A 15,568-nucleotide genomic window follows, 5' to 3' on the forward strand; every position below is an offset into this window, starting at 1 on the left:
TTCTGCACGCGCACCGTCAGCACCTTCTGCGCTCGAAAAGGCCGGCGGCGGCGTCGAGATTTTTATCACCAAGGAGAGAATTGATGTCCCCGACCTCAGCCGAAACCCGCAGGCTCTCGCCGCTCAAGACGCCTTCCACCCTGCCGACCAACGCCGTCACCGATATTTCGGCGGCGCTGACCGCTTTGCTTGCCGATGTCTTCGCGCTCTATATGAAAACCAAGAACTTCCACTGGCACATGTCCGGCCCGCATTTCCGCGATTATCATCTGCTGCTCGATGAACAGGCCGAGCAGATCTTCGCGATGACCGACGACATTGCCGAGCGCGCCCGCAAGATCGGCGGCGTGACGCTGCGCTCCATTGGCCAGATCGCCCGCCAGCAGCGCATCGCCGACAATGACGCCGATTTCGTCACGCCCGAGGACATGCTGTCGGAACTGCGCGAAGATAACGGTCAGCTCGTTTCGCTGCTGCGCGAGGTGCACGGTCTCTGCGACGAACACAATGATGTCGCGACCGCCAGCCTGATCGAGAACTGGATCGACGAGTCCGAGCGCCGCACCTGGTTCCTGTTCGAAACGACCCGGCCGCAGAAATAATATCGGCAGCCGGGCGTGGTGTCATCTGTGCGGCGCGCCCGGCTCTCAGCCTTGGAGTGCCCGCGGCCGCAGCCATCTGGGGCTCCAGCCGAGGTTCATGCCGGCGGCGGCAAGTAGGATGATTGCGGCGCCGGCGATCTGCATCGGCTGCAGCGCGTGGCCGAAGGCCAGCCGGTCGACGAGGATCGCCGCGATCGGATAGAGGAAGGACAGGGCGCCGGTCAGATGCGTCGGCAGCCTCTGGATCGCGCCATAGAGCAGCACATACATCAGCCCGGTATGGACGACGCCGACGGTAATGAGGATCGCCCATGTCCCGAGATCCGTGGGCGGACGGGAAAAATCGGTCATCGGCGCCAGCATCAGCATGCCGGTTGCGACCTGGATCAGCGCGATCAGATGTGGCGGCGTGCCTTTCAGCCATTTCGCGGCAAGCGCCGCCAGCGCATAGAAGAAGGCCGCGCCCAGCGCCATCAGGATGCCGAGGCCGTAGCCGTCGACCGCATTTCCGCTCCCACCCGGTTTCGCCTGGACGATCGCCACCATGCCGGCGAAGGCGAGCATCAGCCAGAACAGCTTAGTGGCGGTGATCTTTTCGCCGAGAAACAGCGCGCCGAGCATCAGCAGCATGAAGGGCTGGGTGTTGTATACGGTCGTGGCGATCGAGATCGTCGCATGCGAGTAGGAGGCAAACAGCAGCAGCCAGTTCAAGACGATGGCGACGCCGCCGAAGACGGCAATGCCGAAGGTGCGCCACGTGAGGATGCCGGGCCGCAGCAACCCGAGTGCGCCGCAGATGACGAGCAGGGTGAGTGCGCCGAACAGGCAGCGCCAGAAAACCACGCCGCTGACCGGCTGGCCGGACATCACGACGAACCAGCCGATCGTCCCCGAGATCAGCATCGCCGCCGTCATCTCCGCCGTGCCTCTTTTGATATCGCCACTCATGATCACCTCCGTTTTCTATGACATCAGAATATTGCGGAGGTGAACGATTTTATATAACCATAAGAAGGAAGATAATCTAAATTACCTAATCATGTTAGGAGTGGATGACGCTGTGCCTAATGATGTGCAACCGCTCGACGAAACCGACCAGGCCATCCTGGAGGCGCTGGCCGGCAACGCCCGCATCTCGCTGAAGGAGTTGGCGCAGCAGGTGGGTCTTTCCTCGCCAAGTGCGGCCGAGCGCCTGCGGCGGCTGGAGGAGCGCGGCGTCATCAAGGCCTTCACCATCGATCTCGATCCCGCCGCCGTCGGCTACCCGCTGCAGGCGATCGTCCGTGTGCGGCCGCTGCCGGGACAGTTGCACATCGTCGAGCGGCTCATCCAGGAAATCCCCGAAATCGTCGAATGCGACAAGGTCACCGGCGAGGATTGTTTCATCGCCCGCCTGGTCATCCGCTCGATGGCGGAGCTGGACGGTCTCCTCGACAGGGTCGCCGAGCGGGCGGAGACCAACACCGCGATGATCAAAGCCTCGCCCGTCAAACGCCGCCTGCCGCCGCTGTCACGGAAAAAGTAAGGCGGCGAACGAGTGCATGTCGCCCGGAAGTGTGCAGCGATTCCCAACGACATGCATCAAAACAAAGAGCTTTAGAAATCCGCCATCGGCGACAGCATCGCCGGAAAGTGCGGGGTCTCGTCGCCGAGCCCGCGCAGCATCAGCGCTGTGCCGCTTTCCACCAACTGCGGAGCGCCAGCCCAGTCGAGCTTGTCGGGACGGAAAAACACCTCGACGGCGGCGGAGGCGATGTCGAGCCCGCCGAGGATGGCTGCAAGCGTCGGGATCTCGGCGGCCACGACATCGAGAAGGCCGAAGCGGCCCGCCTCATCCATCTTCCAGGCGATCACCGCTTGCAGGTCTTCAATGAAGCTGACGCGGACATCGGGATCGAGCTGCGTGTTGATGAGAAACATCGCCGCATCCGCCGCGACCGAGAGCGAGGTCGAAACCGGGCTTCGCGCGTTCAGCAATGATTGCAGCAGGGCAAGATCATCCGCATCGGTCGGCGCAAGCAGTCGGGCAGGTCCTGAAAAAATCGAGGGGTCTGGGGCCGCTCCCTGATATCGATGCTGCGGTATCGCGCGGAAGCCATGGGGCTCATAGAGCGACGGCTTGTCGGTGTAGAGGATGACGGCTTCAAAACCCTGCCGGTCGCACCAGTCGAGCGCCTTCACCGTCAGATCACGATAGAGCCCGTGGCCACGCCATGGCGGCCGCACCGCGCCCGATTGCAGCCCGGCGGCATGGACGATCCGGCCATTGAGGACGAAGGGCAGGGCAAAGGCCGAGATATTGGCGGCAAGCCCGCCCTCGGCATCGAACCAGCCGAACGGCATGCTGGTGGGATCGGGTCCGCCGAGCTGCTGCAGAGGGCCGATATCGATGCCGAAAATATCCTGGAGCAGGCGCACCAAGGCCGCCCAGCCGGCCGGGTCGCCGAAATAATCCTGCCGGAAGGTCAGGCCCGCGCTGTCGGGGCGCTTCGTCATCACACGCCGGTGGAACCGAAGCCGCCGGCGCCGCGCGTCGTCTCGCTTGCGGCAGCACTTTCGGCCACCCGCATCTGGGTCACCGGCGCAATCACCATCTGGGCGATGCGCATGCCGCGCTCGACGACGAAGGCTTCGTCGCCGAGATTGGCGAGCAGCACCTTCACCTCGCCGCGATAATCGCTGTCGACGGTACCGGGCGAATTTAGGCAGGTGATGCCGTGTTTGAAGGCAAGGCCGGAGCGCGGCCGCACTTGGCCTTCGAAACCCTCGGGGATTTCGAAGATGAAGCCGGTCGGCACCAGCGCCCGTTTGCCGGGCAGCAGCGTCAGCGGGGTATCGCCATCGACGGCGGCGCGCAGGTCCATGCCGGCCGCCCCTTTGCTCTCATAGGCGGGCAGGTCGAGGCCTTCGCCATTGGCCAGGCGGATGAGGTTCAGCGTCGGTCTCACATCATGATGAATGGTCATGGCCCATTACTTTGCGCAGCGAACGCCGAGGTCAATTGCAATGCCGGGCTTTAATCGCTAGATACGCGGCAATTCCACAGGATTCACAGTATGGCCGAAAGTCTCGCCGAGGCGGTTTCTCGCCGCCGCACATTCGCTATTATCGCCCACCCGGATGCGGGCAAGACGACGCTCACCGAAAAGCTGCTGCTGTTCGGCGGCGCCATTCAGCTTGCCGGCGAAGTCAAGGCGAAGAAGGATCGCATGCAGACGCGCTCCGACTGGATGAAGATCGAGCGCGAGCGCGGCATCTCCGTCGTCACTTCGGTGATGACCTTCGAATATAACGACAATGTCTTCAACATCCTCGACACGCCGGGCCACGAGGATTTCGCCGACGACACCTATCGCACGCTGACGGCCGTCGACGCCGCTGTCATGGTCATCGATGCCGCCAAGGGCATCGAGCCGCGCACGCTGAAACTCTTCGAAGTCTGCCGCATGCGCGATATCCCGATCATCACCTTCATCAACAAGATGGATAGGGAAAGCCGCGATCCCTTCGAGATCCTCGACGAGGTGGAAGAGAAGCTGGCGCTGGATACGGCGCCGATCACCTGGCCGATCGGCCGCTCGAAAACCTTCTGCGGCTCCTACAATATTGCCGCCAACACGGTGCGCGGCTCGGATACCGAAATCGAGGGAACGCCGGTCAACGGCCCGCAGAGCGTTGCCGGCCGGCTGCCGGAAAACGAACGCCAGGTCTTCGTCGAGGAGACGGAACTGGCGATCGAAGCCTGCCGCCCCTTCGACCGCCAGGCCTTCCTGGAAGGCCACATGACGCCGGTCTTTTTCGGCTCGGCGCTGCGCAATTTCGGCGTGCGCGATCTCATCAACGCGCTCGGCGAGTTCGCGCCGCCGCCGCGCGACCAGGTCGCCGACACCAGGACCGTGCATGCGACCGACGACAAGATGACGGCCTTCGTCTTCAAGATCCAGGCCAATATGGACCCCAATCACCGCGACCGCATCGCCTTTGCCCGCATCTGCTCGGGCAAGCTCGAGCGCGGCATGAAGGCGAGGCTTGCCCGCACCGGCAAGCAGCTCGGCCTGACGGCGCCGCAATTCTTCTTCGCCTCGCAGCGCCAGCTCGCCGACACCGCCTATGCCGGCGATGTCGTCGGCATTCCCAATCACGGGACGCTGCGCATCGGCGATACGCTGACCGAAGGCGAAGCCCTCGTCTTCCAGGGCGTGCCGAATTTCTCGCCCGAAATTCTGCGCCGCGTGCGCCTGGAAGATGCGATGAAGGCGAAGAAGCTGAAGGAAGCCCTGCAGCAGATGGCCGAAGAAGGCGTCGTCCAGCTGTTTTCGCCTGAGGACGGCTCGCCGGCAATCGTCGGCGTCGTCGGCGCGCTGCAGCTCGACGTGCTGAAGGAGCGGCTGATGGCCGAATACGGCCTGCCGGTCTCCTTCGAAATGTCGCGTTTCTCCGTCTGCCGCTGGATTTCGGCCGATCAGCCGGCCGATCTGGAAAAATTCCTCACCGTCAAACGCGGCGATATCGCCCGCGATCTCGACGGCGATCCGGTCTTCCTCGCCCAGGACGGTTTCTCGCTGCGTTACGAGTCCGAACGCCATCCGGCAATCAAGATGGTCGCCATCAAGGAATATCACGCCGCCAAGGCGGCGTGATCGGCCGCCGCTATTTTTCCCGCAGCGCCCGGCGGAAATTCTGGGTGATCGGCTCGGCCAGATAGGAAAGCACGGTGCGGGCGCCTGTCCGGATCATCGTTTCGCTCGACATTCCGGGCATAAGCTTGCGGCCTTCCAGCTTGGTGAGTTCGCTCTTGTCGATCAGCACGGTCGCGGCGAAATAGGGCGCCCCGCTGCGCTCCTCCACCATCCGGTCGGCCGACACGACCTCGACGACGCCATCGAGCGGCGGCAGGTTGTAGCGGGCAAATGCCGGGAAACTGACGCGTGCGCGTTGTCCGGGCGCGATCGTCTCGACATCCTCCGGCCTGACCATGGCCTCGACCACGAGCTGCTGGCCGAGCGGCACGACCGTCATCAGTGTTTCGCCGGGTTTGATGACGCCGCCGGCCGTGTGGACCTTCAGGTCCATGATGATGCCGTCCACCGGTGCGACGACATCGGTGCGGGTAAGCACGTCCTTGGCGGACCGCTCCTCCTGCCTGAGATCGACCAGCTCAGCCTCGACCTTGCTCAGCTCTTCCACAGCCTCGTTCAGCCGCAACGTGCTGAGATTGAGGATTTGCATGTCGATCTCGGCCATGGCGCTCTTGGCGCGGGCAATGGCCGCGACATTGGTCGCGCGATCACCTTCGACTTCCCGCTGTTGCCGGGTGAGCAGCAGGCCGCGCTCGCGGGTGACCAGCCCGCGTTTGAGCAGGCTTTCGAGATCCTTGGTTTCATCCTCGAAGACCTCGATCTGCTTGTCCTCGGTGATGATCAGCTCCTGCAGGCCGGTGATCTCTTCCTGGGTCTGACGCCGGCGCTGGCTGAGAATTTCCCGCTCGTCCTGCAGATTGTGGTGCTTCGCCGCGAACACATCGCGCTGTGCGGCCACCGCGTCCTTTGCTGACCTAGTCTGGTTTGCCAGCAAGGCCGGATCGAACTCGATCTCGGCCTTGTCGTCTCGCTCGGCGCGCAGACGCGCGGCCAGCGCCTCACGCGTTGCGATCCGGTTCTGGACGAGATCGAGCTTCGTCCGCGCCTGCGTGCCATCGAGTCGGATGAGAACCGTGCCCGCCTTGACGATATCGCCATTGGCTGCGTTCAGATCGGCGATGATGCCGCCTTCGAGATGCTGGATGAGTTTGCGGTCGCCAGCCACCTTGATGACACCAGGGGCCACGGCGGCGCTGTCCAGCGGCGCCAGCGTCGCCCAGCCCCCGGCCATGCCGAAGAACAGGAATATGATCGCGAAGCCGGTAATCGTCACGCCGGTCAGGCGCAGGGGGACCGGAGCGGCGGGCGGTGAAACGGGTAACGGAACGACCTTCATATCCTTCATGTCTGTCTCGTTTCTTCTCACTTCGCCACGATCGTCGGCATCTGGGTGACCTTGCGCAGGCGCGCGGCCAGTTCATTGAAGACGTAATCGCGTGGACCGAAGAGGTCCTGCTGACCGCGGTTGAGAACCAATATCTTGTCCACCGTTTCCATGATGTTCGGCCGGTGCGCGATCAGGATGACGGTCGTGCCCGCCGCCTTGATCGTGCCGAGGGCCGCGATCAATGCCTCCTCACCCTCGCGGTCGAGATTGGAATTGGGCTCATCGAGGATGACGAGGGCCGGGTCGCCGTAGAGCGCCCGCGCCAGGCCGATGCGCTGGCGCTGTCCGCCGGACAGGACCGCGCCGGATTCGCCGATCTCAGTGAGGTAGCCTTTCGGCAGTCCTTTGATCAGTTCGTGAACGCCCGCCAGCTGCGCGGCCGTGACCACTTTGTCGAAGACCACCGGGCTGAGCTTGGCGAAGCGGCAGATGTTTTCCGAGACGGTGCCGGCGAAGAGCTCGATGTCCTGCGGGAGGTAACCGACATGATGGCCCCGGTCCTCTGCCGCCCATTGGGCAACGTCCATGCCGTCAAGCAACGCGCGGCCCCCGGATGGACGCCAGGCGCCGGCCAGTATACGCGCCAGGCTGGTCTTGCCGGCCGCGCTCTGGCCGATCAAAGCCATGGATTCACCGGGCTCGAGATGGAAGCTGATGCCTTTCAGGATATGCTCGCGGCCCTGTCGGGCGAGCACGATGTTGTCGGCCTCGAACCTGCCGGTCGGTCGCGGCAGCGCCAGAACCGGCACGGCCTCGGGGTGTTGTCCGGCGACCGCGGCGAGACGCCGGTAGGCGGCACGCGCCCCGACCGTCGCTTTCCATGTGCCGATCGCCTGCTCGACCGGGGACAATGCCCGCCCCATCAGGATGGAAGCGGAGATCATGATCCCCGGCGAGGCTTGGTTCCGCAGCACGAGATAGGCCCCGAGGCCCAATATGGCCATCTGCAGGGCCAGCCGATGACAGCGCGCGATGGCTGCGATGACGCCGCCGCGATTGGCAGCAAGGACCTGTCCTTTGTTGGCCTCGTCCTGCTGTACCTTCCAGCCTTCCAACAGCGGCTTCAGCATGCCCATCGCCTGAACGACCTCGGCGTTGCGGATCGCCGCCTCGGCCTGGACATATGCCCGCGACTGTGCGCTTGCAGCCTCGGTCAACGGTTTGCGTGTGAGCCATTCGTTGAGCAGCGCCAGCGCAAACAGCATGGTTCCGCCGACCAGCGCCAACCAGCCCAGCCACGGATGCATGAAGAATATGGCGGCGAAAAACAGCGGCGCCCAAGGCGCGTCGAGGATCGGGAAAATGCTTGGGCTGGTGAAGAAGTTCCTGACCTGATCGAGGTCGCGCAGCGGACGCGCGTTGACCTGACCAGGTGTCGCGGCGGCATATTCGACCGAGGCAGTCAGCAGAACGGGTGCGAGCCGCGCGTTCATCCACGATCCGACGGTGGCCAGGAGACGCCCGCGCACCATTTCCAGCCCGGCCATTGTCGCGAGTGCCGCTGCCGCCATTAGCGAGAGCATCAGCAATGTCTCCAAGCTGTGGCTGGACAGCACGCGGTGATAGACCTGGAGCATATAAAGCGCCCCGGTCAGCATCAGCACGTTGATGCCGGCACTGAACCAGATGAGCGGCCGGATAGCGCGTCTGGCCTCTTTCATCACCACCTGCAGAGCAGGCAGCGGCTGGTCGGTTTTTATCATGTATATCTCTGCTATTCGAGATGACACCGCATGCAATGGCTGCAAGGAGGGCGGCACCAGCCGCCCCCGCTGGTCACATGTCAGGCGACGTCGACAAGTATGTGCTGCATCACCGTCTGGTCTCCGTCCGCATCGACCACCTGGAAGGCGAAGTCGAGGTTGGCATCCGGCGTCTGGCTGACGGTCGAGGTGAAGCCGATGTCGGTGATCTTCAGCACGTCGTTGTCGGCGCCGTCGAAATTCACCAAGCTGGCGGTCGCATTGCTGCCGCCATTGGCGCCGGTCGTCCGCACCAGGTCGATCGCCGTGTTGTTGCCGGTGATGCCGTTGCCCGACTGCATGATCTGCACACCCTGCAGCACGTAGTCTTCGCCGGTTGCGTTGTAGTCGTTCTGCTCGACAATCACGAGGCCGTCATTGTTGTCGAGCTTGAACTCGCTGCTGTAGGGGGCCGGCACTTGACCCGTCTTGTAGATGTCGGCGTTCGACACATACATGGCGCGCGTGATCGTGGAATTGTCGTCCCCGTTGCCGGCAATGTTGTCGGCGCCGTTCTTGTCGATCAGGTTGAGGATCAGCATCAGGTCCTCGCTGTTGCCGATGCCGTCGAATTTGATCGCCATCGTGCCGGCGGTCGCCGTCGGGGTGGTAGCCTCACTAGCGATGCCGACATCGCTGCTGAAGAACCGCAAGGTGAGCAGTTCGTCTTTCTGGATCGTGTCGCCGGCAACACCGTTGGTGCTCTGTGTTGCAGACACCCACGTCTCATTCCCGTTGCTCACCATCTCGTGACCGCCGAGGGTGAAGGTCGTGTCAGTGGACGAGCCCTGGCCATTGCTCGTCAGGCCGAAGGGGTTGGCCTTGTTGATCAGGTTGCCGGTGAACTGTACGTAGAAGTCTTCATCGGTTGATGTGTTCGGATCATCCGCCTGCAGCTTTTCCACCACGATTGGCGGGTGGCCGACATTGCTCGTCGGCTGCTTGGACAGGAGTTCGCTGGTATGCAGAACGTCGAAGCTGAAGCCTTCGAGCGGGTCGGTCAGGTTGACGGTATAGGTGTCGGCGACCTTGTCGAAGACGAGGGTGCCGCCTGCCGTGCCCGCCTGGGGGCCGGCCGCCGGATCCTTGTCGTAGGTGAAGGTGAAGTTGAACGTCGCCGAGGTGAGGCTCTCCGACGCCAGCGTCACATTCGAGCTGAGGAGATTGCCTCCGCCGCCGCCGGTGATCGTGCCGGTCAGTCCGATCTGGACGCCGGCCGTTACGCCATTCTGGTCGACAAAGTCGGAGCCGCCGCCGGTGTAGAAAGCGGCCGGGTGAATATCAGCGCCGATATCGTAGCCGAAGGCTCCGCTCGCCGAGGCGTTGAGCAGGTTGGCGAGGGTCTCGTGCTGGATGCCTGCGAGAGCCGGGTTGCCGTCAAACGGCACCGTGATCGTCGGCCCGTCATCCTTGAAGATGAGGTTCTGGCCGATATCATGGCTGGCGGCGGCCTGATCACCGTCTTTGTCGGTGATTGTCGCCGTCAGGGTGATGAGGTCGTCGGCTGCCAGGGTTCGGCTGTCATCCGGGTTGGTGGCATCGGCATGAATGATCGCCCGTGCCTGGTCGAGGGTGACGACGCCGGCGGCATCGACGCTGACGGTGAAGACAATTGCGCCGGCGGCGGATCCAGCGCGTCCGACGACGCTGGTGCCTTCCTTGAAGAGCAGCACGGATTGGCCGGTTTCCGTGTCGGTGAGCCCGCTGACATTGGTGACCTGGTTGATGCCGAGCGAATAGGCGATGCCGTCGCCATCTGCCCCGGCGTTTGAGGTGAAGAAGGTCGAGAAGCCGGCACTGGCGTTGGCCGCCAGGGTGGTCTCGTCGACTGTCAGGCTCGGCGGGCTGCCGGTTGCCGTAATCGCCGGCCCGTCATCCTTGAAGATGAGGTTCTGGCCGATATCGTGGCTGGCGGCGGCCTGATCACCGTCTTTGTCGGTGATTGTCGCCGTCAGGGTGATGAGGTCGTCGGCTGCCAGGGTTCGGCTGTCATCCGGGTTGGTGGCATCGGCATGGATGATCGCCCGTGCCTGGTCGAGGGTGATGATGCCGGCGGCATCGACGCTGACGGTGAAGACGATGGCGCCGGCGGCGGATCCGGCGCGTCCGACGACATTGCCGCCTTCGAGGTAGAGCATCACGGCCTGATTGGTCGCGGTGTCGGTCAGGCCGCTAACACTGCCGGCTTGGCTGATGCCGAGCGAATAGGTGATGGCGTCGCCATCGGCGCCGGCATTCGAGGTGAAGAAGGTCGAGAAGTCGCCGGTGGCATTGGTCGTCAGAACGGTCTCGTCGACCGTCAGGTTCGGCGGGCTGCCGGTTGCCGTGATCGTCGGTCCGTCGTCGTCGAAGTTGATGAAGGAGCCGACTTCTTCGTTATGGGCGTTGCTGACCTCACCGCCATAATGCACCTCTTTGACGTCGAAGAAGTCTTTCTCAGTGTCGATATTTTTGATGGTGAATCGGTCGAAGGTTCCGCCTGCCCCGCCCGCAGTGGTGAAATCGATCGTTACGCCCTCGCCGACATTCTCGAGGATCAGTGCATTGCCGCTGAGATTGACCGTGATGCCGAGTGCTGCGGCCGTCGTTGCCACGCCGTTCAGTTTGAACGTCACGCCGGAAATATTGATTTCGGTGTCGTTATCGTCACCGGGGAATGCGGAGCCTTCCGCATTGTCATCGTTATTATAGGCGTGGATCTCGATGTCGGCGACGCTGCCGGTCGGCGTCGACTGCGAGATCGAGAAGCCGGCGCTGGAGACGTTCTCGATATGCGCTGTGTAATCAGGTGCGGTTGGCGTGTCGGTAAAGTCTTTGCCCGCGCTCTGAGTGCCGCCTGTGATCAGGTCGATCTGCAGCTCGCGGCCGAAGCGCACGTCTTGAGAGGCGACGCCTAGGCCTTGGGTGCTGACATTGACTTCGGCCTGCACGCCTTCGTCGTGCGCCGTCACCAGGATCTTCTGCGTGCTGGCTGTGTCGGCGTCGAGAATATACCAGTTGTTATGTCCGGGATCGGCGTCATCAAGCTGGCTGAAATTAACCACCGAGGTCCCGGTGACCGAGGCGAACACCTTATTGGTCAGATCGATGCGGTCGTCGGCGTTGGTTGCATCGTGATGGAACAACGGCACGTATTGAACCGTGTACAGATCCGCATTGGTGGCGCTGGTGCTGATCAGCGCCAAGGAAAAGGCCAGCGGTCCGGTCTCGGCGGGTTCGGCGAGCGGGTCGGCGGTGCCGATGACGCCGATCACGACGTTTGGATGGGTTGCATCCTGGAACAGCCAGACATAATTGCCATCGACCGTGCGGATACCGCTGTTGACGCCGACCGTGGTGGAATACGGGGTGCCGGAGGCGTTTTGCGTGAGAACCACCGCCGTGATGGTTTCCCCTGCGCTCGCCGAGGCGACCACGAAATTGTTCTGGTAGGCGACCTCAGGTGAGGAAAGCCCGCCCGAGCCATCGAGGCCCAACAGATATTGCAGCGTGGTGTTGGCGTTATGCGGTGGAGTCGACGCGTTAACATCGTCGTCGGTAAGGCCGGTGGTTTCGTCGATGATGATGTCCTGGGTCGTGATGTCGAGTGCCATAGAACTTCTCCCTCGGTTGAATCGCAGAGGGATTCAGGCCCCGGATGCCGAATGCAGCCGGTAGGGTCTGCCCCATGCGCATCGAACTTGCAGCTCTCGATTGATCGCGATTGTCTCGCCGACCGAAAGCGCCAATCCATCTCAGTTGGAGGGTGTTAAGACCAAAGTCCCTAGATGAATTAAGACCAAAGTCCCACTGATAGGCTGCATTTATAGCAACTCCAAAGATTACAACCTCACAAAATACAAGAATGAGTTTGTAAACTCAGAAGAAATACACATAAAACTATGGCAGCCCACCGCGTGGATCACATGAATTCCCCCTCGTCATTATCTATACTATAAATCTATCGAAATTGCACTTAGCGACTTCGAGCTACAAAGTGGAGTTGTGTTTCTTGCGCGCTTTTCTGCTTGTGAGACGACGACATCGCATTCACATTTGACTGAGCACAGACGGCAGACTTGCGGCGTCGCGATAATCAGGAACACGAGGCCGTTTCTAGCCGGCGGCGATGATCTCGATCTCCACCAGCCAGTCGCAGCTCAGGGTTTCAACGATGATAGCCGTGGTCGGAACGGCGCGACCGCCAAGCGCCTGGACGCGCGCATTCTGGTTCGCCTCCACAAAGGCGCCGTCGCGCAGATAGCTCGTCAGCCGTACGATATTGTCCACCGTCATATCGGCCGAGGCGAGGATGGTGCGCAAGTTGGCCCAGACGAGCGCCAGCTGCCCGTCCAGGTCTGACGCCGCCGATCCCTCTGCATCGATACCCATCGTGCCGCTGACGAAGAGCAGCCGGGCGGGATGCCGGACCTCCAGCGCGTGAATGTAATCGGGGCTCGCCGGATAGATCCCCGTCACCGGATTGCGCTCGATCATCTCCATGAGATCTCTTCCTTCCTCCGAATTTTCTATGGAATAGTCTCAGTATGACCGATAATTATTCGGCAAAAAGGGGGAGATGCCGAATGGAGATAAATACAGAGGATCTTCGGCGGCGGCGCCCACAGCAGCCCGCCATCGATGCCTTCGACCGAAAAATATTAGCCGCGCTCGCCGCCGACAGCAGCCAGAGTTATGCGAGGCTTGGGCAAACGGTTGGCCTGTCGGCGCCGGCCGTGCATGAGCGCGTGCGCCGCCTCCGGCAATCCGGTGCCATCAAAGGCGTGCATGCCGCGCTGGATGGCGCGGCCCTCGGCAAGCCGCTGCTGGCCTTCGTGCATGTGGAGGCGGCCGGCTGGGGCAAGAGCGAGCGGCTGATGCAGGTCCTGCGCTTTCCCGAAGTCGAGGAGATGCATTCGGTTGCCGGTGATGCCAGCGTTGTCTTCAAGGTCCGCACCGCAAGCCCGCAGGCATTGGAGGCTTTTCTGGCGCAGGTCCACGCCGTTCCCGGCGTCACCGGCACCCGCAGCTATATCGCGCTCTCCACCTATCTCGAGCGTCCGGTCCAGGCCGCCGTCACCGACAGCTGGCCGGATACGCCGCTGCCGGATTAGCCGGCGTCCTTGCCGCGTCAATCCTCGCGCTCGAACCGTGGCAGCGGCTCGATATTCTCCACTCCCGGCAAGGCCGAGCGGCACCATATCTGCTTCCTCGGCGTGAGTTCCCGCCGCTGGTCGATGCCGCCGAGGCGGATGCCGATCGCGCCGCCGTCGCCATCGGTGCGATAAAGCGGCGATCCGCAGTTCGGGCAGAAGAATTGTCGGCTGAGGCCGCCGCTGTCGCCGTATTTTGCATAGCCGCGCGGCTCGCCCGAGGTGAGCTCGAAACTTCCCGGCCGCGCCGGCGCGGTGATGCGATAGGCAGAGCCGGTCAGCCGCTGGCAATCGGTGCAATGGCAGATCGAGACCCGCTCCGGCTCGATCTCGGCCTGATAGCGGATCGCGCCGCAATGGCATCCTCCGGTTATATGCATCGACATCCTCAATCCGCCGGCGAAGCGGCCGGGCGCGTGGCATAGAAAGCCTTGGCATCCGCCGTGAAGGCGGCGCGCCGATCGGCCTTGGTATAGAACATATGGCCGCCGCGATAAAGTTTCAGCCCGACGCGGCCGCTGCTAAGCGATGGCGGCAGGTGGTCGACCACGTAGCGGCTGACGCCGTAAGGCGTCACCAGATCGCTGTAGCCATGGGCGATTAGCAGATGGAAGGCCGTGTTCGAGGCAAGCAGCTGCCTGATGTCGTCGGTCGCACTGGCCTGGAAACGTGATCCGCCGCCGCGTCCGCTGCCCCATTCCCAGCGCCGGCTGATATCGCTGTCGAGCAGCGAATAGGTCATCTCGGTTTTGAAGCCGAGTTGGTTGCGGGCATAGTCGGCAAAGGCGCCGCCATAGGCGCGGGTGAAGCCGTCGAGAATGGCGTCGTCGCCGCGGTCGTAATCCGATTCAGGATAGGCGTCGGGGGCCGCAAAAGAGGCGTCGTAAGGGCTCATCACTTCGCCGCTGCCCCCATCGGAATGTTTGACGAAGGAGTTGCCGAGGAAGCCGCGGTTGCGGGTGACGATATCCTCAGGAATACCCGTCAGCCCGGCGATCCTGCCATAGAAGGCGGTGGCATTGGCACCCGTCGGCGGCGGGCCGGCCAACGTCGTCAGATAATCCCCAAGCGCGAAGGTTTCCGCTTCGCGCAGCTTCCCTTCGTCGAAGGCGTTGTGCCGGTCGAGTTCGGCCGCCGCCAGCGACGGCAGCTCCAGTGCTGCGCCGAGTGGGAACTGATCGGCGTTGAACATCAGCTGGCCCTCGAGTAGGGGCGACAGCATCACCGCACCGGCGACGATAATGCCCTGGCTTTCCTGCAGCGCCGAGGCGACCTTGGCGGCGCGGAAGCCGCCATAGCTCTCGCCGAGAAGATATTTCGGCGCGTTGGAGCGGTTGTTGTGCGCGACATAAAGCGCGATCGCCTTGGCGATGCTCTCAGCGTCCGCGTTGACGTTGTAATAATTGGAGGCGTCGTCGGCCTTCACCGTCCGGCTCCAGCCGGTGCCGATCGGATCGATCAGCACGAGGTCGGTGAAATCCAGCCAGCTCTGGGGGTTGTCGACGAGCTGTGCATGCGCGCCGTCGCGCGCTTGAGGCCCGAAATCGAGCACTTTGGGCCCGACCAGCCCGAGATGCAGGAAGGCGGAAGCCGCACCCGGGCCGCCGTTGAAGGCGAAGGTCAGAGGCCGGTCCGGCCCGCCGTCTTTCGCGACATAGGCGGTGTAGAAGATCGCGCCGGTCGGCGCGCCGTCCTGGCCGAAGAGATCGAGCGTGCCGGCGGTTGCGGTATAGGCAATCTTCCGGCCGCCGATCGTCAACTCGTGCTCGGTGACGGAATCGGCCGGCAGCAGCTTCAGCACGCCGTCGCGCGCGCTACGCTCGACATTTGCCCCGGCTTGAGCGCTTTCCTCAGCCGGGGAAAGGGCAGGGGCCAGCGACACCGCCAGGGCGGCAAACAGAAACAGAGGTCGTAAACGCAAGATGTCTCCTCCGGCGGTGCGGACTGCAGCTAAAGCATGTCGCGCAAAACTGTGCAGCGGTTTTCCCAGGCAAAGCGCGAAGCGCTTTTGCCCCAACGACATGCGTAAGAACAAAGAGCTAAAGCGCGTCGCATGAATCAAGTT

13 protein-coding genes are annotated in these 15,568 nt (G+C 62.8%); 4 read left to right on the forward strand and 9 right to left on the reverse strand.

Features of this window, described 5'->3' with window-relative positions; translation table 11 throughout:
- Positions 1–83 precede the first annotated feature (83 nt).
- Positions 84–602, forward strand: coding sequence for a DNA starvation/stationary phase protection protein (locus FHX14_RS07210; protein WP_003589062.1), 519 nt, complete (start codon positions 84–86; stop codon positions 600–602).
- Between the two features lie 45 nt (positions 603–647).
- On the opposite strand, the gene FHX14_RS07215 is transcribed toward FHX14_RS07210, so the two are convergent.
- On the reverse strand, positions 648–1,550 hold the full coding sequence (locus FHX14_RS07215; protein WP_003589059.1) for a DMT family transporter: 903 nt from the start codon (positions 1,548–1,550) through the stop codon (positions 648–650).
- Between the two features lie 112 nt (positions 1,551–1,662).
- On the opposite strand from FHX14_RS07215, the gene FHX14_RS07220 reads away from it, so the two are divergent.
- A complete protein-coding gene (locus FHX14_RS07220; RefSeq protein WP_037073992.1) occupies positions 1,663–2,127 on the forward strand; it encodes an Lrp/AsnC family transcriptional regulator in 465 nt (154 codons plus the stop codon).
- 71 nt (positions 2,128–2,198) lie between these two features.
- On the opposite strand, the gene FHX14_RS07225 is transcribed toward FHX14_RS07220, so the two are convergent.
- Positions 2,199–3,098, reverse strand: coding sequence for a GNAT family N-acetyltransferase (locus tag FHX14_RS07225; protein ID WP_003589056.1), 900 nt, complete (start codon positions 3,096–3,098; stop codon positions 2,199–2,201).
- A complete protein-coding gene (gene dut / locus FHX14_RS07230; RefSeq protein ID WP_003589054.1) occupies positions 3,098–3,568 on the reverse strand; it encodes a dUTP diphosphatase in 471 nt (156 codons plus the stop codon). The genes FHX14_RS07225 and dut overlap by 1 nt, the downstream gene beginning before the upstream one ends.
- 90 nt (positions 3,569–3,658) lie before the next feature.
- Here dut and FHX14_RS07235 point away from each other — a divergent pair, with 90 nt between their 5' ends.
- Positions 3,659–5,242 (forward strand): peptide chain release factor 3, encoded by a 1,584-nt coding sequence (locus FHX14_RS07235; RefSeq protein WP_184376696.1) that lies wholly within the window; start codon positions 3,659–3,661, stop codon positions 5,240–5,242.
- A gap of 10 nt (positions 5,243–5,252) precedes the next feature.
- Here the strand turns inward: FHX14_RS07235 and FHX14_RS07240 are convergent, their stop codons facing one another.
- The 4 genes from FHX14_RS07240 to FHX14_RS07255 all read right to left on the reverse strand — a co-directional run bounded on the left by FHX14_RS07240 (position 5,253) and on the right by FHX14_RS07255 (position 12,853).
- Entirely contained in the window at positions 5,253–6,587 is a 1,335-nt protein-coding gene (locus FHX14_RS07240) for an HlyD family type I secretion periplasmic adaptor subunit (protein ID WP_184376697.1), read from the reverse strand.
- A gap of 17 nt (positions 6,588–6,604) precedes the next feature.
- On the reverse strand, positions 6,605–8,332 hold the full coding sequence (locus FHX14_RS07245; protein ID WP_210300971.1) for a type I secretion system permease/ATPase: 1,728 nt from the start codon (positions 8,330–8,332) through the stop codon (positions 6,605–6,607).
- Positions 8,333–8,412: 80 nt separating this feature from the next.
- Positions 8,413–11,964 carry a DUF5801 repeats-in-toxin domain-containing protein gene (locus FHX14_RS07250; protein WP_184376698.1) on the reverse strand — a complete coding sequence of 1,184 codons (3,552 nt, stop codon included), beginning with the start codon at positions 11,962–11,964 and terminating at the stop codon, positions 8,413–8,415.
- Positions 11,965–12,466: 502 nt separating this feature from the next.
- On the reverse strand, positions 12,467–12,853 hold the full coding sequence (locus tag FHX14_RS07255; RefSeq protein ID WP_184376699.1) for a RidA family protein: 387 nt from the start codon (positions 12,851–12,853) through the stop codon (positions 12,467–12,469).
- 83 nt (positions 12,854–12,936) lie between these two features.
- On the opposite strand from FHX14_RS07255, the gene FHX14_RS07260 reads away from it, so the two are divergent.
- Positions 12,937–13,464, forward strand: coding sequence for an Lrp/AsnC family transcriptional regulator (locus FHX14_RS07260; RefSeq protein WP_184376700.1), 528 nt, complete (start codon positions 12,937–12,939; stop codon positions 13,462–13,464).
- Positions 13,465–13,481: 17 nt separating this feature from the next.
- Here the strand turns inward: FHX14_RS07260 and FHX14_RS07265 are convergent, their stop codons facing one another.
- Both FHX14_RS07265 and FHX14_RS07270 read right to left on the reverse strand, forming a co-directional pair.
- A complete protein-coding gene (locus FHX14_RS07265) occupies positions 13,482–13,883 on the reverse strand; it encodes a GFA family protein (protein WP_179612759.1) in 402 nt (133 codons plus the stop codon).
- A gap of 8 nt (positions 13,884–13,891) precedes the next feature.
- A complete protein-coding gene (locus FHX14_RS07270; RefSeq protein WP_184376701.1) occupies positions 13,892–15,424 on the reverse strand; it encodes a carboxypeptidase in 1,533 nt (510 codons plus the stop codon).
- Between the last annotated feature and the right edge of the window lie 144 nt (positions 15,425–15,568).

It is taken from the genome of Rhizobium sp. BK619 (assembly GCF_014195245.1).
GTDB lineage: Bacteria > Pseudomonadota > Alphaproteobacteria > Rhizobiales > Rhizobiaceae > Rhizobium > Rhizobium acidisoli.

Coding starts and splice junctions, on each gene's coding strand:
- FHX14_RS07210 (WP_003589062.1), top strand. CDS start 84: ATGTCCCCGACCTCAGCCGAAACCCGCAGGCTCTCGCCGCTCAAGACG.
- FHX14_RS07215 (WP_003589059.1), bottom strand. CDS start 1,550: ATGAGTGGCGATATCAAAAGAGGCACGGCGGAGATGACGGCGGCGATG.
- FHX14_RS07225 (WP_003589056.1), bottom strand. CDS start 3,098: ATGACGAAGCGCCCCGACAGCGCGGGCCTGACCTTCCGGCAGGATTAT.
- dut (WP_003589054.1), bottom strand. CDS start 3,568: ATGACCATTCATCATGATGTGAGACCGACGCTGAACCTCATCCGCCTG.
- FHX14_RS07235 (WP_184376696.1), top strand. CDS start 3,659: ATGGCCGAAAGTCTCGCCGAGGCGGTTTCTCGCCGCCGCACATTCGCT.
- FHX14_RS07240 (WP_184376697.1), bottom strand. CDS start 6,587: ATGAAGGATATGAAGGTCGTTCCGTTACCCGTTTCACCGCCCGCCGCT.
- FHX14_RS07245 (WP_210300971.1), bottom strand. CDS start 8,332: ATGATAAAAACCGACCAGCCGCTGCCTGCTCTGCAGGTGGTGATGAAA.
- FHX14_RS07250 (WP_184376698.1), bottom strand. CDS start 11,964: ATGGCACTCGACATCACGACCCAGGACATCATCATCGACGAAACCACC.
- FHX14_RS07255 (WP_184376699.1), bottom strand. CDS start 12,853: ATGGAGATGATCGAGCGCAATCCGGTGACGGGGATCTATCCGGCGAGC.
- FHX14_RS07260 (WP_184376700.1), top strand. CDS start 12,937: ATGGAGATAAATACAGAGGATCTTCGGCGGCGGCGCCCACAGCAGCCC.
- FHX14_RS07265 (WP_179612759.1), bottom strand. CDS start 13,883: ATGCATATAACCGGAGGATGCCATTGCGGCGCGATCCGCTATCAGGCC.